The following is an 18519-nucleotide window of genomic DNA, read 5'->3' as shown; positions in this document are numbered from 1 at the left end:
CCCCTCGCGGGGTGCCGGGCCTCCGTGCGTACCGGTACAGCGGGTCAGGCGTCGAAGACCTCGTTGACCAGCTGCTGCTGCTCGGCCTGGTGGCGCTTGGCCGAGCCGACCGCCGGGGACGAGGAGTGCGGACGCGAGATCCGGCGCAGGCGCTCGCCGTGCGGGATGTCGGCGCCGACCGCCAGGTCCAGGTGGTCGATCAGGTTCAGCGCGATGAACGGCCACGCACCCTGGTTCGCCGGCTCCTCCTGCGCCCACAGGTACTTCTCGGCGTTCGGGTACTTGGCGATCTCGGCCTGGAGCTCGGCACCCGGCAGCGGGTACAGGCGCTCCAGACGGATGATCGCCGTGTCCGTGACACCGCGCTTCTGCCGCTCGGCCTCCAGGTCGTAGTAGACCTTGCCGGCGCAGAAGACGACCTTGCGGACGTCGGCCGGGTTGACCGAGCTGTCGCCGATCACCGGGCGGAAGCCGCCGGTGGTGAACTCCTCCACCTTCGACGCCGCGGCCTTCAGACGCAGCATCGACTTCGGGGTGAAGACGATGAGCGGCTTGTGGTGCGGGTTGTGGACCTGCCAGCGCAGCAGGTGGAAGTAGTTCGACGGCAGGGTCGGCATGGCGATCGTCATGTTGTCCTGCGCGCACATCTGGAGGAAGCGCTCCGGGCGCGCGGACGAGTGGTCCGGGCCCTGGCCCTCGTAGCCGTGCGGCAGGAGCAGCGTGACGCCGGAGGTCTGGCCCCACTTCTGCTCGGCCGAGGAGATGAACTCGTCGACGACGGTCTGCGCGCCGTTGACGAAGTCACCGAACTGGGCCTCCCAGATGACCAGGGAGTCCGGGCGGGCCAGCGAGTAGCCGTACTCGAAGCCCATCGCCGCGTACTCGCTGAGCAGCGAGTCGTAGACGTTGTAGTGGGCCTGGTCCTCGGCCAGGTAGAGCAGCGGGGTGTAGTCCTCGCCGGTCTCCTGGTCCACCAGGACCGCGTGCCGCTGGCCGAAGGTGCCGCGGCGGGAGTCCTGGCCCGACAGCCGGACCGGGGTGCCCTCCATCAGCAGCGAGCCGATGGCGAGGGTCTCGCCGAAGCCCCAGTCGATCGTGCCGTCGTCGATGGAGGCCGCGCGGCGCTGCATCTGCGGCATCAGACGCGGGTGGACCGTGATCCGCTCCGGGATGTTGACCTGCGACTCGGCGATCCGCTTCACGACCTCCTGGGAGACCGCGGTGGTGACGGCGACCGGAAACTCCGGCTGGGCGTCCGGGACGTGCGCCGGGGCCGGCGCCGAGGTGGCCTCGCGGACCTCCGCGAAGACCTTCTCCAGCTGGCCCTGGAAGTCCTGGAGTGCCTGCTCCGCCTCTTCCAGCGTGATGTCGCCGCGACCGATCAGCGACTCGGTGTACAGCTTGCGCACCGAACGCTTCTTGTCGATCAGGTTGTACATCTGCGGGTTGGTGAACTGCGGGTTGTCGCCCTCGTTGTGACCGCGGCGGCGGTAGCAGATGAGGTCGATCACGACGTCCTTGTTGAACGTCTGGCGGAACTCGAAGGCGAGCCGCGCGACGCGGACCACGGCCTCCGGGTCGTCGCCGTTCACGTGGAAGATCGGCGCCTCGATCATGCGGGCCACGTCGGTCGCGTACATCGAGGAACGCGAGGACTCCGGGGCGGCGGTGAAGCCGACCTGGTTGTTGATGACGATGTGGACCGTGCCGCCGGTGCGGTAGCCGCGCAGCTGCGACATGTTCAGCGTCTCGGCGACGACACCCTGGCCGGCGAAGGCCGCGTCACCGTGCAGGGCGACCGGGAGGACGGTGAAGTCCGTGCCGCCCTTGTTGATGACGTCCTGCTTGGCGCGGACGACACCCTCGAGGACCGGGTCGACCGCCTCCAGGTGCGAGGGGTTGGCGGCGAGCGAGACCTTGATCTGCTCGCCGTCCAGGCCGGTGAAGGTGCCCTCGGCGCCCAGGTGGTACTTCACGTCGCCGGAGCCGTGCATCGACTTCGGGTCGAGGTTGCCCTCGAACTCGCGGAAGATCTGCGCGTACGACTTGCCCACGATGTTCGCGAGGACGTTCAGACGGCCGCGGTGGGCCATGCCGATGACGACCTCGTCCAGGCGGGACTCGGCGGCGGAGTCGATGACCGCGTCGAGCAGCGGGATGACGGACTCGCCGCCCTCCAGGGAGAACCGCTTCTGGCCGACGTACTTGGTCTGCAGGAAGGTCTCGAACGCCTCGGCCGCGTTCAGCCGGCGCAGGATCCGCAGCTGCTCCTCGCGCTCCGGCTTGGAGTGCGAGCGCTCGACCCGGTCCTGGATCCACTTGCGCTGCTTCGGGTCCTGGATGTGCATGAACTCGACGCCGGTGGTGCGGCAGTACGAGTCGCGCAGCACGCCGAGGATGTCGCGGAGCTTCATCATCGACTTGCCGGCGAAGCCGCCGACCGCGAACTCGCGCTCCAGGTCCCACAGGGTGAGGCCGTGCTCGGTGATGTCCAGGTCGGGGTGCTTGCGCTGGCGGTACTCCAGCGGGTCGGTGTCGGCCATGACGTGGCCGCGGACCCGGTAGGAGTGGATCAGCTCGAAGACACGGGCGGCCTTGGTGACGTCGTCGTCGTGCGAGGCGTCGATGTCCTTGAGCCAGCGCACCGGCTCGTAGGGGATCCGCAGGGCCTTGAAGATGTCGTCGTAGAAGCCCTCCTCGCCGAGGAGGTAGTTCGCGACGACCCGCAGGAACTCGCCGGAGGCGGCACCCTGGATGACCCGGTGGTCGTACGTCGAGGTCAGGGTCATGACCTTGGAGATGCCCAGCTTGTTCAGGGTGTCCTGGGAGGTGCCCTGGAACTCGGCCGGGTAGTCCATCGAGCCGACGCCCATGATCACGGACTGTCCGGGCATCAGACGCGGCACGGAGTGGACGGTGCCGAGGCCGCCGGGGTTGGTCAGCGAGACCGTGACGCCGGTGAAGTCCTCCATCGTCAGCTTGCCGACGCGGGCGCGCTTGACGATGTCCTCGTAGGCCTGCCAGAACTCGAAGAAGTTCAGCGTCTCGGCCTTCTTGATGCCGGCGACGACGAGCTGGCGGTCGCCGTTCGGCTTCACCAGGTCGATCGCGAGGCCGAAGTTCACGTGGTCCGGCTTGACCAGCGTCGGCTTGCCGTCCTTCTCCGCGAAGGAGTAGTTCATCGACGGCATGGCCTTGATCGCCTGCACCATCGCGTAGCCGATGAGGTGCGTGAAGGAGATCTTCCCGCCCCGGGCGCGCTTCAGGTGGTTGTTGATCACGATCCGGTTGTCGAAGAGCAGCTTCACCGGGACGGCGCGGACGGACGTGGCCGTCGGCACCTCCAGCGAGGCGTTCATGTTCTTCGCGACGGCGGCGGCGGGGCCGCGCAGCGTGATCAGCTCGGGACCGACGGGCGCCTCGGTGGCCGGGGCCGCGGGGGCCTTGGCGGCGGGCGCGGCCTTGACGGGCGCCGGAGCGGCGGCGGCGGGCTTCGCCGGTGCCGGAGCCGGGGCGGCCTTCGCGGGCGCCGGAGCGGCGGCCGGGGCCGGGGCGGCCTGGGCGGGCGCCGGGGCGGCGGGCGCGGCAGGTGGAGCCTGTGCGGGGCTCACCTGCGGCGCGACGGCGGGAGTCTCCGTCGTGCCGGGCTTGTAGTCGGCGAAGAAGTCCCACCAGGCACGATCGACCGAATTCGGGTCCTGGAGGTACTGCTGGTAGATCTCGTCGACGAGCCACTCATTGGCACCAAAGGCGGTCGCAGGGTTCTGACCCTGCCCGTCTTGGTCGGTGGAGGTACTCGAGTTACTGGGGGACTGAGACGACACGGCGGTAACCGCCCTCTTCCGCTTCACAAGGTGATGGACAGCGGAAATAAAGGCTACGCCTCCCTGGCCGAGAGGTGCAGGCCGGGCGCTCCAACGTCGCGCAAGTCACACTTGACGGAGTGTTTCAGAGCTGGGAATGGCGGGAAACAAGCGTGGTTCTGCCCTCTCGCGGGTAGGCGAGAGCCGGGCTGCCATCCGCTCCGGGGGACAACCCTGATCACGTCCTGATCGTGTGTCGGCCAGGTCCTGTCCGGTCCTACCCATCCACACGCAGAACGTGCGCTTCCAGTTCGACCCTACGTCAATCTCGCGCCGGAAGGCTTCCCGGAAGAGTGACCTGGATCCGGCAGCCGCGTGAGGATTCGGCCACTCCGATCTCCCCGCCGTGCAGATCCACCGCCCAGCGGGCGATCGCGAGCCCGAGTCCGGTACCGCCGTCGCTGCCCGGACCGGGTTGAGCCGGCACCTGGCCGCGGTTGAACCGCTCGAAGACCGTGTGCCGCAGCGCCTCCGGGATGCCGGGGCCCTCGTCCTCGACCTCCAGCGCCAGCGAGTCCGGCCACGGCCCGCGCCTGGCGCGTACGGTCACGCGGCCGTGCGGCGGCGAGTGCTTCACCGCGTTGTCGATGAGGTTCGCCATCACCTGGTGCAGCCGCTCCGCGTCCGCGTGCGCGGTCAGCTCGGGCGGCGACACATCGAGGTGCAGATGGACGTCCGTACGGTTGTGCAGCCCGGAGGTGGAGGAGAGGCCGCGCTGGGACGCGGCCAGATTGGCCTCCCTGAGCACTCCCGAGAGGTACGGCCAGACCTCGAAACGTCGTGCCTTGAGCGTGACGACACCGTTGTCAAGACGTGACAGGTCGAGCAGGGTCTCCACCAGCCGGCCGAGCCGTTCGGACTGCTTCAGCGCTGTCCGCATCGTCTCCGGATCGGCTTCGGAGACCCCGTCCACCACGTTCTCCAGGACCGCGCGGAGCGCGGCGATGGGGGTGCGCAGCTCGTGCGAGACATTGGCGACCAGCTCCTTGCGGTGCCGGTCGACGGCCTCCAGGTCGTCCGCCATGCGGTTGATCGTCGAGGCGAGGTCGCCCAGCTCGTCGCGGCGGTCCGCGCCGCGCACCCGCCGGCTGAAGTCGCCGCGTGAGATCGACCCGGCCACGGTGGTCATCTCGTCCAGCGGCGCCGTCAGGGACTGCGCCACGAACTGGGTGATCAGGAGGGTCGCGATCATCGCGAAGATCGTGATGTAGCGGAACTCCGTGGAGGTGCGTATCGCCACCAGGGCCAGGCCCGAGGTGAGCAGGACCGCCCCGACGACCAGCGTTCCCAGCTTGGTCTTGATCGAGATCAGGATCCGGCGCCTGCCGCGGCGCTCGGGGCGCGGCCCCCGTCGGCTCATGGCGCCGGGGTCTCCAGCGCGTATCCGACGCCATGGACCGTACGGATCCGCTCCGCCCCGATCTTCCGGCGCAGCGCCTTGATGTGGCTGTCCACGGTCCGGGTGCCCGAGGCGTCCGCCCAGTCCCAGACCTCCGCGAGCAGCTGCTCGCGGGAGAGGACCGCCCGGGGAGTGTTCGCCAGGCAGACCAGCAGGTCGAACTCGGTCGGCGTCAGGTGCACGTCCTCGGCCCTGACGCGGACCCGTCGCTGCGCGTGGTCGATCTCCAGCTCGCCGAGCCGCAGGATCCCGCTGCGCGGCGTCACGGCGGCCAGCGCGGCCCGCTCCACCCGGCGCAGCAGTACGTGCACCCGGGCGGCCAGCTCACGCATCGAGAACGGCTTGGTCATGTAGTCGTCGGCGCCGACGCCGAGGCCGACCAGCATGTCCGTCTCGTCGTCCCGTGCCGTGAGCATCAGGACCGGGACCGGCCGCTGGGCCTGGACCCGGCGGCACACCTCCAGGCCGTCGAAGCCCGGCAGCATCACGTCGAGCACCATCAGGTCCGGCTGCCACGCCTCGGCCGCGTCGACCGCGGCCGGGCCGTCCGTCGCCGTCTGGACGAGGAACCCCTCGGCCCGCAGCCGCGCGGAGATCGCATCCACGATGGTCGTGTCGTCCTCGACGACCAGCACTCGCCGCTGCGCGCCCGGAGTGGGCGCCGCACCGTGATGAGTGGTGTGTGTCTGCTCCATTGCCCCGCCTCGCATCGCTGGTGTCGGCCAGCAGCCTAGAGGCACCGGGAGCGTCCCGGCTATCCAGGCCGGACGGCGAGGTGCACCACGTCAGGGACGCCCCGGGCAACGGGGATCTCTTCCGTCCGTACCCCGCTGAATCCGGCATTCCGCAAGGAGGCTTCGAAATCGGCGGAGGGTCGAGCGGACCACACGGCGAGGATCCCACCCGGGTTGAGCCGGTCCGCGCAGGCCGCCAATCCCTCGGCGGAGTACAGGCTTTGGTTGCCCTCGGTGACGGTCCAGTCGGGCCCGTTGTCGATGTCCAGACAGAGGGCGTCGTAGGTGTCGGTGGAGGTGTGGACGTAGTCGACCAGGTCCGTGTGCAGGATCACGTTCCGCGGATCGGCCAGCGCCCGGCCGGAGATCGCGGCCAGCGGCCCTTCGCGGTGCCAGTCGATGATCGCCTGCTCGCGCTCGACGACCGCGATCCGGCCCCAGCGGGGGTCCGCGGCGGCATGGGCGAGCGAGAAGCCGACGCCGAGGCCGCCGATCAGCACGGATGCGGCGGCGCGCCCGCCGAGGGCGTCCATCGCCGCGTCGATCAGCAGCCGCTCCGAACGTCCGTCGGAGGTGTCCATGAGAAAGGTGCCGTTGGCGATGATCTCGAAGTGCTCGTCGCGTCGGCGGAGCACGACCTCTCCGTACGGTCCCTCTCGGCGGTCGAGGGTGACGGGGCTGGACATGTTCACTCACTCCCGATCTCGGCAGACGGTTGTCCCGGCCATCCTCGCGGGCGGGGGCGGCCGGGACAAACCGATACCGGGAGCAGGGGGGTTGCCGCGGTCCCCGGGCTACAGCGACAGGCCGTGCCCGTGCGGGAAGACCGGGTCCGCCGTGTCGTTCGGGACGTCGGGGCGGGCCGCCGCCACCGCGGCCATCGAGCGCGGGAGTTCGAAGGGGAGCCTGCCCTCCGCCTTCGCCCGGCCGAACGCCACGTCGAGCAGCGCCTCGTCGCTCGCGCCGTAGTCGGCGATCAACGCGGCCGCGTGCTCGGCGATCTCGGGGAGGACGGCGGGCCGCTCCAGGTTGACGCAGACCACCGTCGGAACCGTCGCCAGCAGCGAGAGGATCCGGGCCAGTTCGGGCTCCTCGAAGGCGAGCGAGCCGGAGTGGAAGAAGGACTCGAAGCGGTTCGGGCGCTCCTCGAACGGGGTGCGCAGCCGCAGGACGGCGAGGTCCGCCTCGGCCGGGGCGGTCACGACGTCGCCGTACGCCGCGGCGACGCCCGCGTCGACGTTCTCCACGTACAGCTTCGGGCGCCCCGCGAGCGGCAGCGGTCCGTCGGTCAGGACCGTGAGCGAGCGGCGCTGGGCCGCCGCGCCCGCCGCCGTGAAGTCGGCGCGGCCGACCGTCTCGGCGGCCTCGTCCGGGTCGACGTACCGACGCTCGTCGAAGAGCCCGAGCACGAACTTCTCGCGCAGCAGCCGCCGTACGGACTCGTCGATCCGCTCCTCGGAGATCCGGCCCGAGTTCACCAGCTCCACGATCACCTCGGGGCACTGCTCGCCGCCGAACTGGTCCGCGCCCGCCTCCAGCGACTTCGCCGTCCGCTCGGCGACGCTCAGGTGCTCCACGCCCCACGCCCGTGCCTCGTGCGGCTCGCCGAAGATCACCGAGTCCGTCAGCAGCCCCCAGTCGGTGCAGACGATCCCGGTGAAGCCCAGCTCCTCCCGCAGCAGCCCGGTGACCACGCCCTTGTTGAAGCCGAAGCCGACCTCTTCCCAGTCGGTGCCGATCGGCTGGCCGTAGTACGGCATCATCTGCGAGCAGCCGGCGGCTATGGCGGCCTTGAAGGGCTCCAGGTGGTGGTCGCGCATCCCGCCCGGGTAGATCTGCTCCTTGCCGTGCGGGAAGTGCGGGTCCTCGCCGTCCTTCTGCGGTCCGCCGCCGGGGAAGTGCTTGACCATGGCGGCCACCGAGTCCGGACCCAGCTCCTCGCCCTGGAGGCCGCGGACGTACGCCTGGACGAGCTCGCCGGTCAGCTTGGCGTCCGAGCCGAAGGTGCCGGTCTGGCGGGCCCAGCGGGGCTCGGTGGCGAGGTCGATCTGCGGGTGGAGAGCGATGCGGAAGCCGACCGCGAGGTACTCGCGGCGGACGGTGTCGGCGAAGTGGAACACCAGCTCCGGGTCGCCGATCGCGGCGAGTCCCAGCGCTTCGGGCCAGGCGGAGAACGCGCCGGCGTTGAAGGAGGCGCCGACGTTGTCCGTGAAGGCGTGACGGGGGTCGGTGGAGAGCGAGACCGGGATGCCGAGCCGGGTGTTCGCCGCCATCTCCTGGACCGCGTTGTGCCAGAGGGCCATCTCGCGGGCGCCGTAGGTGCCGAGGAGGTTGAAGTGGCTGAGATGACGGTCCTCGACGAGCTCCGGGGTGGTGAACGGCAGCATCGAGCCGTCCGTCTCGGTCACCGGGGTGCCGTCCGCGTTCATCATCAGCATGGAGTGGAAGAGCTGGCCGGCCTTCTCCTCCAGGGTCATCCGGGAGAGCAGGTCCTCGACGCGCTCGGCGACGGGGCGGGTGGCGTCCTGGTACGGGTGCATGTCGGGGCTCCTCGGGGTTGCTCGACCGAGCGGACGGACGGGACGGCGACCGCGCCGAAAGGGCTCCGTCGATCGCGGGCGGCAGCGGAGTCGGCCTGGGCGTCCTCAGGCTAGAGGTGAAAACCGAGTGACCACTAGGTTTCTTGAATGTGTCCTGGATCACAGGCCAAACGGGGTGATTCGGGCACGTCTTAAGGTGGTCCCCATGCCGGAGAACAAGGGTCGAACGCCCCGCGGAACCGCGGGCAGGGGCAGCTACGCCGTGGGTGACGCGCGCCGCCTGAAGATCCTGGACACCGCCGTCGACCACTTCGGGCAGTGGGGCTTCCACGCCTCCTCGCTCGCGCGGATCGCGAACGACTGCGGGATCACCCAGGGCGGTCTGCTGCACCACTTCCGCAGCAAGGAGGACCTCCTGCTCTCCGTCCTCGCCCAGAGCGAGCAGCACGACGTCGAGCGGCTCTTCGCCGACGAGCCGGAGTCGTACGCCGCCTACCTGGAGACCGTCGTCGCTCTCGTCGAGGACAACACCCGCCGCCCCGGCATCGTGCGGATGTTCAACGTCCTGGTCGGCGAGTCCGGCAACGTCGGCCACCCCGCGCACCAGTACTTCAAGGAGCGCTACGAGCGCGTGCTCGGGCACACCGTCGACCTCCTGGAGGCCGCGGTGCGGCGGGGGGAGCTGAAGGCGGACATCGACTGCCGGGCCGTGGGGCAGGAGCAGCTCGCCGTGATGGACGGCCTGCAGCTCCAATGGGCCCTGGACCCGGCCTCGATGGACATGCCCGCGCGCGTACGGACCTTCCTGGACCGGCAGTTGAGAGAGCTCTCGGCGACCGGCGAGGGCCTGCCGGGGGCGGCGGGCTGAGGCCGCCGCCCTCGCGGGCGGTTCCCGCGCGGACCGACCCGTCCGCGGGTGCGTGCCGTCAGGTCCGTACGGGACGGGCTCCGCGGAACGCGTAGAGCGCCGTGCCTCCGGCGAACGCGCCCAGGGCCACCGCCCAGGCGCCGGCCTGCGGGCCGGGCTGCATGACCCAGGCCCACAGAGCCGCCGAACCCCCCGGCTCGGACGGCGCCGCCACATAGACCGAGCCGACGTACACCGTCATCGGCAGCCAGCTCGGCCTGGCGCCGATCAGCGCCGCCGCCGCGACCGTGACACCGACCGCGCCCAGGGTGTTGCGGACCATCGCGGGCCCGCCGAACTCCTCCGGGTGACCCGGTACGGCGAGCGCCAGCAGGACGACGGCCAGGGCGGTCAGGGCGAGGACGTGCGCGGCCCGGCGCAGGGGCCACGGCCGGGGCGCCGTACGGTCCAGCTCGTCGCTCGGCGCGTACAGGCTCGTCCCGATCGCCGACGCGGCCAGCAGCGGGCCGAGGGCGACGACCGGCACCCGGGCGGTGTGGTCGAAGCCCGACTGGGACTGGAGCCAGGACGCGGACCAGGCGGCCGTCGCGGCCGTGCCGAGCACCGCGGCGACGGTGGCCGGAAACGTACGCGAGCGGAGGTAGAGCACGAGGCCGGGAACGCTCACGGGACCGGCACCTCCTCGGGGCGACAGCGGTCGGCCGCCATGTAGCGTGCGAGGTAGTCCCGCTGGGCGGCCGGGGACTTGGCGCGCAGGGCGTCGAGGTGCCGCTGGGCGGCCGGCCCGACGGGAACCCCGTAGTCCTCCGGTGTCGCCGCCAGCCACTCGGACACGGCGAGATGGATCTCGGCGACGCGCTCGGCGCGCGGGCCCGTGTGGTCCGCGGAGGAGCAGATGTCCGAGAACAGCCACTGGACGGCCGAGTTGAGGTACAGATCGGGGTTCCTGAGCCGGCCCCGCACCGCGTCCATCGTGTGGTCGGGCAGCCCGATCTCCCCCGCACCCGGGCCTCTCGATCCGCCGACCCAGCGGACCGGGGCGCCCGGCAGCCCGCGCAGCCGTTCGTTGAGCGGGGCGAGCGCGCGGGAGATGTCCGGCAGCAGCGCGCGGTCGAGGGCGTTCACGCAGACCTTGGGTGTCCCCTCGTCGCAGACGAGGCGCGTCGTCTCCGGGTCCGGGCGCCACGGGCCGTTGGCGGGCAGTCGGAGCACCGGCACGGCGGCGGCGACCGCCGCGGCGAGCGGGAGCAGGGCGAGCAGCCGCAGCCGCGCGGGGCGGGCGGCATACGCCAGGAGGGCCGCCAGGGCGAGGCCGCCGGTCCAGACGGCCGAGGCCGGGGCGAACCACCACACGGGAGCCTCCCAGGGCGAGGAGTGCTCGGTGGCCGGGCTGAGCCATTGGGCCGGGCTCCCCGTGTACGTGCCGATCGCGAGCCCGACGTAGCCGACGACCGCGAGCAGCGGTGCGGTCAGCCGCCAGGGGACCAGCAGACCGACGAGATGGCCGAGGGTGCCCAGGGCGGCGAGGGCGACCGTGTCGGCGGCGACCAGCTCGACGTACGGCCTGCCGCCGCCGACGTACGGCCAGGTCGCGAGCAGGCACACCGTCGCGGCGACGAACTGCCCGGCGGCCGGCCAGAGCGCGGAGGGAGCGACGGCGAGCAGCGTACGGCGCAGCCGGCCGCGCGGGACGGAACGGAGCAGCTCCAGCATCCCGCGGCGCCGCTCCCGGCCACCCTGCCAGCAGCCGGCGGCGAGCGCGAGAGGCCCCGCGAGAAGCCCGGAGGCGACGTGCAGCATGTCGGTGGCATCGGTCCAGCGCCCCTGCCAGGCGGGCGCCTTGCCGTACATCGTCACGAGGAGCGTGACCGCCACGGCCGCACCGGCCCAGGGGCCGACGCCCCGCCGCAGTTCGGTGCGGACGACGGACGTGCGGGCCGGCCTCGCGGCCTCGCGGGGCGGTGCGGCGGTCGCGGTCATCGGAGGTCCTCGGGGGAGACGGGCGGAGCGGGCGGTGCGGCGTTCGCGGCGGGCGCGGCCGGGTGGTGCGCGCCGCCCGGAGCCCAGGCGCCCGACGGCGCGCGGTGGGCGCGCAGGGCCGCCGTGTATCCCCGTTCGATCGCGTTGGCCGTCTCCCCGTGGCCCGAGGCGCCCGACTCCTCGCCCAGGGTGGTCAGTTCGGCGGTCGTGCCCCGGAAGGCGACACGGCCCGACTCGATCAGCGTGACCTCCGAGCAGGCCGCGGCCACGTCCTCCACCAGATGGGTGGAGACGATCACCGTGGAGGACGCGCCGATCTCCCGCAGCAGCGTCCTGAACTCGACCCGCTGCTCGGGGTCGAGCCCGGCCGTCGGCTCGTCGAGGAGGAGCAACTCCGGTTCGTTCACGATGGCCTGGGCGATCCCGGCCCGCCGGACCATGCCCCCGGACAGCGTCCTGAGCCGGGCGTCGATCCGGTCTGCCAGGCCCACCCGCTCCACGGCGCGCTCCACGGCGGCCGGGGCGCGGTCCGCCGGCACCTCCTTGAGCCAGGCCACGTACGCGACGAACTCGCGGACCGTGAAGCCGGGGTAGTACCCGAACTCCTGTGGCAGATAGCCCAGTCGGCGGCGGATCTCCGACCGCTCGCGGTGGGCCCCGGCGTCCCGGCCCAGGAGCTCCACCCGGCCGCCCGACGGGGCGGCCACGGTTGCGAGGACCCGGATGAGGGAGGTCTTGCCCGCGCCGTTCGGGCCGAGCAGGCCGTGAATGCCGGGGCCGAGGGTCAGATCGAGGCGGTCGAGCGCGACGGTGCGGCGGTGCCGGACGGTCAGCCCGGTCGCCGCGACCGTCGTGAGCGCGGAGGCCGGCGTGGACCGCGTGCTCCATTCGGTCCGTGTGCTGCGTGTGGTCACCGGGTCTCCAGGTGGTCGAAGGAACGACGTCGAAGGGCCAGCAGCCCCGCGCAGACGACGGCGGCCGCGGCCCAACCGCCCTGAACGGCCGGGCCCGAGAGGTACCGGGCCAGCTCGGCCGTGGCCCCCGGCTGCCCGAGCACCGGCCCGGTCACCGCGAGCAGCCAGCCGCCGGCCAGCGTGCCCGAGGCCGCCCGGCACCCCACGAAGGAACCGAGGGCAAGGGCCGCCAGCGTCAGCGCGAGCGCCGGCAGCAGCCAGGCCGCGGCGCCCGGCACGCCGGTGACCGGCGGCAGCACCGCCCCGGCCGCGGTCAGCACCGGCACGCACACACCGAGCACGGCCGCCGCCCGGGTGAGCAGCAGACGCAGCCCGCCGGAGGGCGTCGCCACGCCGATCTCGTACATCGGGTCGGCGTGACGTCCGTACGAGACGGCCACCCCGGCGAGCGGCAGCACCGGGGCGACGGCGAGCAGCACCGGCCGCGCATCCCGGAACCCCCCGCCGTACGCGAGCCCGACGGCGGCGGCGACCACGACGAGCACCGCCACCAGCCATGCCCCGCGCAGCGCGGGGCCGACGGCCCAGAGCACCCGCGCCCAACGGGAAGCGGGGGAGAGGCGGCGCCCGCCCGTACCGACGCTCGAACTCACGCCCAGCCGCCAGGGCACTCGGCCCCGGCGGGCGGTCGCATCCGCGCGTACCGTCTCCAGGAGCTGCGCGCGTACGTCCGCGAGGACCGGACCCGAGCCCGCCGCGCGGACCGCCGCGGAGACGCGGACCGCGCAGCCTCCGCACACCTCGACATGCTTCTCCAGGGACCAGGCGTCGGGCTCGGCCGCCGAACCCGACGCGTACCGGGCGGCCAGCGAATCGGTCACGTGCCACGGCGCGGTCATGCGGTGCCTCCCAGGGCGTGCGGGCCGAGGGCGGCCCGCAGTTCGCGACGGGCCCGCAGGGCGCGGGTCTTCACCGTGCCCTCCGGTATCCCCAGCAGCCGGGCCGTCTCCCGCGTGGTCAGCCCGTCGACGACGGTGGCCCGCAGGACCTCGCGCAGCTCGGGCGAGATCCGGTCGAGCGCGGCGCCGACGTCCCCGTACTCCAGTCCCGCGAGGACCCGGTCCTCCGCGGAGGGGACGGGGGCGATCGGTTCGGGCGCGGCGCGCTCCGCACGGGCCCTGGCGCGCTGGGCGTCCACCAGGCGGCGCGCGGCGACGACCCACAGCCAGCCGCCGGCCTCGCCCCGGCCGCGGTGGGAACCGGCGGAGCGCCAGACCGTGACGAAGGTGTCCTGGAGGACCTCCCGGACGGTCTCCTCGTCCGTGCAACGCCGCGCCAGCCGGGCGTGCAGCCATCCCGCGTGCCGGTCGTACAGCACGGCGAGCGCCTCGGCGTCTCCTCGGGCGACCGCGCGCAACAGCGCGGAGTCGTCCCGTTCTTCTCCCCGTTCGGGGCGCAACAGTCTCACGCCCCACTATCGCTCGCAGGGCGGTCGGCGGTTCACGCCGTGTCCGAACCGGGGCTCGGGAGGGCTCAGGGGCCGGTCGGCGGGCCGCCGTCGGGGAGGGCCGAGAGGACCCGCTGCAGCGCCGCGGAGCGGTCGCCGTCCGCGCTGACGACGACCCGGTAGTCGTACGTGACCACGTAGGTGAAGCCGTCGTGCACCGGCTCTCCCGACGGTCGCGCGGGCACCTTCGCGTAGGCCGGGTCCTCCAACGCCCCACGCAGTTCCGCGACTTCGGCGGGCGTCATGCGGCCGCTGCGCGGGGACTCGGTGCCGGAGCGGGTCGTGTAGCTGCCGTCGTAGTGGACGGTCAGCTGGTTGTCGACGCCCGCCAGACCGCCACTGACGTTCACCGTCACCAGGACCTCGCGCGGACCGTGCTCCTTGTTCTTCGTCACGGTCCCGTCCGAACTCGTCGGAACCGGCGGCGCGGTGCCCCCGGTGCCCGTCGGCACCGGCTTCGTCGTGCCGTCCTGGGTCGCGACCGGGGGCTTCGGAGTGTCCTGGCCGCCGCAGCCGGCCACCGCCAGCACCGGGAGCAGTACCACCGACGCGGCCCGGATCCGTCCCGCGTACCGCCTCCTGCGCATCACGTCCCTGAGCATCATGGGTCCGAGCATCCCCTCAGCCGAGCCGATTGACCAGGGCCTTGTGCAGGGCGTCGAGGCGGGGGCCGCGCGGTCCGCGGCGTACGGCGAGGTCACGGCGTCGACACAGGCGCGGCACCGTTCGAGGTGGGCCTCGGCATGGCCGAGGACATCGTGGGAGAGCTCCCCACGGGCGTACGCGGCGACCCAGGGCTCGGGAGATGGCGCTGTGGGGCGCCGGGTGCCATGGAGGTCGGGCCGGTCGTGGGGGGCGAGAGCTCGGTCATGCGAGGGCTGCTTTCGGGAGTGGGGGCGAGGATGCCGTGGCGAGCGAGCGGGTCAAGGACGGGGGCGCGGGACCCGGTCCCGGCCACGGGCTCGGTCCTGGACGTCGCAGACACCTCCTCCCGGCGTACCGTCCGGTGATTCGGCCTCCCGCTGGGCCACGAGCCACTCCCGCAGCCGCGGGCGGCGCGGGCCTTGACAGATACGCGAAGAGCGGGCCCGCGTGCCGGGAGAACAGTCGAGACAGGGCGTCCTTGTCGCCGTCGGCGACGGCATGGACGAGATGGGTGTCGCAGGCGACCTCCTCGGCATGGTCCACGTCGCCGTCGGCGGGCGGCCCGCCGGGGCTCCTGTCCTCGATGCACTGCCCGCACCCGGGGTAGCTGGTCGTCACGACGACTGAACGCGCCGGGCGGGTATGGAGGTTGCAGTTCCGCGCACCTTTCCTTCACACCTCGCGGAGCACCGGGTGAACCGGGGGCGCGCGGTGCGCATCCTCGCGCCTGCCGGCCCCGGCTTCGGACCACGCGGCCCCGGCTCTTCACGCGCCCCGGACGATCCCCGTCAGCGGGCCCTCGTGGCGCCAGCCCAGGGAGTCGTAGAGCGCCAGGCCGTCCCGCGTCGCCGACAGGACGCCCGTCACCGCTCCCGCCTGCGCGCCCGCCGCTTCGAGGGTGCGCATCACGTTGGCGCCCAGGCCGCGGCGCCGGTGCTCCGGGTGGGTCTCGATCTGGTCGGCGACCGCCGTCACACCCGTCGGCGCCAGCCGGCCGGAGGCGGCGAGCGTGCCGTCCGGTGCCACGATCCGGACCCGTATCACCCCGTCCCGGGTCTCCGTCGTCCGCGCGTACCCCTCCGGCGCCGGCGGCCGCGCGCCCGCGTCCAGCGCCTTGGTCATCATGAAGCCCGGATCGTCCGGGACGGTCCACCCCGGGGTGATCCACTCCGCGACCTCCTCCGGCCCCGCCATCACCTTCAGCCACGCGTTCGGCTCGGTGATCTCCGCGCAGAGCTTGCCCACGGAGATCGCGTCCGGCGCCGGCAGCACATGCCGGAAGACGTGCGTCGGCAGGCCCACGTCGATCCGGTAGCCCCAGGGCTCGACGACGGCGGGCGGGGTGCCGCGCGAGACGGTCCAGCCGGCCACCCACGCGGATGTAATAGACGCCATATCCATGGAGGTATTACACGCCATCCTTCACCTGGGTGGGAGAGCGATCGCTCAGAGCGAACGGGGCCGGGGGAACATTCGGCGGCTCACGTGCATTGAGTCCACATAGCTCAACTTGACTGCCGAAGGGGAGATCATGGCTTCGACGTCCTCACCGCTCACTCTGCCTGTGCTGCCGCTCGACGACGAGGTCGTGCTGCCCGGAATGGTGGTGCCGCTGGACCTGTCCGACAACGACGTACGCGCCGCGGTGGAGGCCGCCCAGGCCGCCGCGCGATCCGATACGGGCAAGCCCAGGGTGCTCCTCGTGCCCCGCATCGACGGGACGTACGCCGGGACCGGCGTCCTCGGCACCGTCGAGCAGGTCGGCCGGCTGTCCGACGGCGACCCGGGCGCGCTCATCCGCGGCCGCGGCCGCGTCAGGATCGGCGCCGGCACCACCGGCCCCGGCGCTGCCCTGTGGGTCGAGGGAAGCGTCGTCGACGAGACCGTGCCCGATCCGCTGCCCGGAGCCGTGACCGAACTGGTCAAGGAGTACAAGGCTCTGGCCACCAGCTGGCTGAAGAAGCGCGGCGCCTGGCAGGTCGTGGACCGGGTCCAGCAGATCGACGGCGTCTCCGCGCTCGCCGACAACTCCGGCTACTCGCCCTTCCTCACCGTCGAGCAGAAGGTCGAACTCCTGGAGACGGCCGACCCGGTCGCCCGCCTCAAGCTCGCCACGGCCCAGTTGCGCGAGCACCTGGCCGAGCAGGACGTGGCCGAGTCCATCGCGAAGGACGTCCAGGAGGGCGTCGACAAGCAGCAGCGCGAGTTCCTGCTGCGGCGCCAGCTGGAGGCCGTACGCAAGGAGCTGCGCGACCTCAACGGCGAGACGGACGGCGACGAGTCCGACGACTACCGGGCGCGCGTCGAGGCCGCCGACCTGCCCGAGAGCGTGCGCGAGGCGGCCCTCAAGGAGGTCGAGAAGCTGGAGCGGTCCAGCGACCAGTCCCCGGAGGGCTCCTGGATCCGCACCTGGCTCGACACCGTCCTCGAACTGCCGTGGAACGAACGGACCGAGGACCAGTACGACATCCAGGGCGCCAAGGCGATCCTCGACGCCGAGCACGCGGGCCTGGAGGACGTGAAGGAGCGGATCACCGAGTACCTGGCGGTGCGCAAGCGGCGCGCCGAGCGCGGTCTCGGCGTGGTCGGCGGCCGCCGCGGCGGCGCCGTCCTGGCCCTGGTCGGTCCGCCCGGTGTCGGCAAGACCTCGCTGGGCGAGTCCGTCGCGCACGCGATGGGGCGGAAGTTCGTCCGGGTGGCGCTCGGCGGCGTACGGGACGAGGCGGAGATCCGCGGCCACCGGCGTACCTACGTCGGCGCGCTGCCGGGCCGGATCGTCCGGGCGATCAAGGAGGCCGGGTCGATGAACCCGGTGGTCCTGCTCGACGAGATCGACAAGGTCGGCTCCGACTACCGGGGCGACCCGGCGGCCGCGCTCCTGGAAGTCCTGGACCCGGCGCAGAACCACACCTTCCGGGACCACTACCTGGAGGTCGAACTGGACCTCTCCGACGTCGTCTTCCTGGCGACGGCGAACGTCCTGGAGGCCATCCCGGAGGCGCTGCTCGACCGGATGGAGCTGGTCAGGCTCGACGGGTACACGGAGGACGAGAAGGTCGTCATCGCCCGTGACCACCTGCTGCCCCGGCAGCTGGAGCGGGCGGGCCTGGAGCCGGGCGAGGTGGTCCTGGAGGACGCGTCGCTGCGGAAGCTGGCGGGGGAGTACACCCGTGAGGCGGGCGTACGGAACCTGGAGCGGTCCATCGCGCGGCTGCTGCGGAAGGTCGCGGCGCAGCACGAACTGGGCGACCGTGAGCTGCCGTTCTCGGTCGGCGTGGGCGATCTGCGCGGGCTGATCGGCCGCCCGCACCACGTGCCCGAGTCGGCGCAGGACCCGGCCGAGCGCCGCACCGCGGTGCCGGGCGTGGCGACCGGACTGGCCGTCACGGGCGCGGGCGGTGACGTCCTCTTCGTGGAGGCCTCGCTCGCCGACCCGGAGACGGGCGCGGCCGGTCTCACCCTCACCGGTCAGCTGGGCGACGTGATGAAGGAGTCCGCGCAGATCGCGCTCTCCTTCCTCCGCTCGCACGGCGCGGAGCTGGAGCTGCCCGTGACCGGTCTCAAGGACCGGGGCGCGCACATCCACTTCCCGGCGGGCGCGGTCCCGAAGGACGGCCCGAGCGCGGGCATCACGATGACGACCGCGCTGGCCTCGCTGCTCTCCGGCCGGCTGGTCCGCACGGACGTGGCGATGACCGGCGAGGTCTCCCTGACCGGCCGGGTCCTCCCGATCGGCGGCCTGAAGCAGAAGCTCCTGGCGGCCCATCGCGCGGGCATCACGACGGTCGTGATCCCGAAGCGCAACGAGGCCGACCTGGACGACGTCCCGGCGGAGATCCTGGAGAAGCTGGAGGTCCACCCGGTCACGGACGTCCGCCAGGTCCTGGAGATCGCCCTGGCCCCGGCGGAGGTCGCGGTGAGCGCGGCGGCGTAAGCCCTTCGCGAGGAAGCGGGGTGCCCTTCACGGGGCCCCCCCCCGCGGCGGGTCTCCCGCGGTCGCGCGGGGGGCCGCGACGGCGCGGGCGAGCGGACGGGGGCGCCCACCCACCCCTCTGGCCACACACCCACA

15 protein-coding genes are annotated in these 18519 nt (G+C 72.5%); 3 read left to right on the top strand and 12 right to left on the bottom strand.

Annotation, left to right across the window (positions count from 1 at the left end):
* Window positions 1-44 precede the first annotated feature (44 nt).
* The 5 genes from ACFVZW_RS19845 to ACFVZW_RS19825 all read right to left on the bottom strand — a co-directional run bounded on the left by ACFVZW_RS19845 (window position 45) and on the right by ACFVZW_RS19825 (window position 8536).
* Window positions 45-3824 carry a multifunctional oxoglutarate decarboxylase/oxoglutarate dehydrogenase thiamine pyrophosphate-binding subunit/dihydrolipoyllysine-residue succinyltransferase subunit gene (locus tag ACFVZW_RS19845; RefSeq protein ID WP_384522970.1) on the bottom strand — a complete coding sequence of 1260 codons (3780 nt, stop codon included), beginning with the start codon at window positions 3822-3824 and terminating at the stop codon, window positions 45-47.
* A 301-nt stretch (window positions 3825-4125) separates the two neighbouring features.
* Window positions 4126-5223 carry an ATP-binding protein gene (locus tag ACFVZW_RS19840; protein ID WP_384522968.1) on the bottom strand — a complete coding sequence of 366 codons (1098 nt, stop codon included), beginning with the start codon at window positions 5221-5223 and terminating at the stop codon, window positions 4126-4128.
* A complete protein-coding gene (locus ACFVZW_RS19835; protein WP_137993380.1) occupies window positions 5220-5957 on the bottom strand; it encodes a response regulator transcription factor in 738 nt (245 codons plus the stop codon). The genes ACFVZW_RS19840 and ACFVZW_RS19835 overlap by 4 nt, the downstream gene beginning before the upstream one ends.
* A gap of 59 nt (window positions 5958-6016) precedes the next feature.
* Entirely contained in the window at window positions 6017-6682 is a 666-nt protein-coding gene (locus ACFVZW_RS19830; RefSeq protein WP_384522966.1) for a spermidine synthase, read from the bottom strand.
* A gap of 108 nt (window positions 6683-6790) precedes the next feature.
* Window positions 6791-8536 (bottom strand): glycoside hydrolase family 3 protein, encoded by a 1746-nt coding sequence (locus ACFVZW_RS19825; protein ID WP_384522964.1) that lies wholly within the window; start codon window positions 8534-8536, stop codon window positions 6791-6793.
* Between the two features lie 205 nt (window positions 8537-8741).
* Between ACFVZW_RS19825 and ACFVZW_RS19820 the strand changes: the two genes are divergently transcribed.
* Window positions 8742-9404, top strand: a complete 663-nt coding sequence (locus ACFVZW_RS19820; RefSeq protein ID WP_384522962.1) for a TetR/AcrR family transcriptional regulator — start codon at window positions 8742-8744, stop codon at window positions 9402-9404.
* A 58-nt stretch (window positions 9405-9462) separates the two neighbouring features.
* Here ACFVZW_RS19820 and ACFVZW_RS19815 read toward each other — a convergent pair whose 3' ends face one another.
* From ACFVZW_RS19815 to ACFVZW_RS19790, 6 genes are all read right to left on the bottom strand, one after another.
* Window positions 9463-10071, bottom strand: a complete 609-nt coding sequence (locus tag ACFVZW_RS19815) for a hypothetical protein (RefSeq protein WP_384522960.1) — start codon at window positions 10069-10071, stop codon at window positions 9463-9465.
* Window positions 10068-11384 (bottom strand): hypothetical protein, encoded by a 1317-nt coding sequence (locus ACFVZW_RS19810; RefSeq protein ID WP_384522958.1) that lies wholly within the window; start codon window positions 11382-11384, stop codon window positions 10068-10070. Before ACFVZW_RS19810 ends, ACFVZW_RS19815 begins: the two co-directional genes overlap by 4 nt.
* On the bottom strand, window positions 11381-12217 hold the full coding sequence (locus tag ACFVZW_RS19805) for an ABC transporter ATP-binding protein (RefSeq protein ID WP_384522974.1): 837 nt from the start codon (window positions 12215-12217) through the stop codon (window positions 11381-11383). The genes ACFVZW_RS19810 and ACFVZW_RS19805 overlap by 4 nt, the downstream gene beginning before the upstream one ends.
* Window positions 12218-12294: 77 nt before the next feature.
* Complete coding sequence (locus ACFVZW_RS19800; protein ID WP_384522956.1) at window positions 12295-13197, bottom strand: zf-HC2 domain-containing protein; 903 nt, start codon at window positions 13195-13197, stop codon at window positions 12295-12297.
* Window positions 13194-13766 (bottom strand): RNA polymerase sigma factor, encoded by a 573-nt coding sequence (locus tag ACFVZW_RS19795; RefSeq protein ID WP_384522954.1) that lies wholly within the window; start codon window positions 13764-13766, stop codon window positions 13194-13196. The genes ACFVZW_RS19800 and ACFVZW_RS19795 overlap by 4 nt, the downstream gene beginning before the upstream one ends.
* Window positions 13767-13831: 65 nt before the next feature.
* The gene (locus ACFVZW_RS19790; protein WP_384522952.1) at window positions 13832-14410 is read right to left on the bottom strand and encodes a hypothetical protein; all 579 of its coding nucleotides are present in this window, start codon (window positions 14408-14410) and stop codon (window positions 13832-13834) included.
* 487 nt (window positions 14411-14897) lie between these two features.
* On the opposite strand from ACFVZW_RS19790, the gene ACFVZW_RS19785 reads away from it, so the two are divergent.
* Window positions 14898-15077: a hypothetical protein gene (locus ACFVZW_RS19785; RefSeq protein ID WP_384522950.1), complete on the top strand. Its 180-nt coding sequence runs from the start codon at window positions 14898-14900 to the stop codon at window positions 15075-15077.
* Window positions 15078-15215: 138 nt separating this feature from the next.
* On the opposite strand, the gene ACFVZW_RS19780 is transcribed toward ACFVZW_RS19785, so the two are convergent.
* Complete coding sequence (locus tag ACFVZW_RS19780) at window positions 15216-15821, bottom strand: GNAT family N-acetyltransferase (protein WP_384522948.1); 606 nt, start codon at window positions 15819-15821, stop codon at window positions 15216-15218.
* Window positions 15822-15981: 160 nt separating this feature from the next.
* On the opposite strand from ACFVZW_RS19780, the gene lon reads away from it, so the two are divergent.
* Entirely contained in the window at window positions 15982-18384 is a 2403-nt protein-coding gene (gene lon / locus ACFVZW_RS19775; protein WP_384522946.1) for an endopeptidase La, read from the top strand.
* Window positions 18385-18519: the final 135 nt, after the last annotated feature.

The organism is Streptomyces sp. NPDC059567 (assembly GCF_042735655.1).
Taxonomy (GTDB): domain Bacteria; phylum Actinomycetota; class Actinomycetes; order Streptomycetales; family Streptomycetaceae; genus Streptomyces.
The sequence above is the reverse complement of the archived record's forward strand: the minus strand, read 5'-3'. Positions and strand labels throughout refer to the sequence as shown.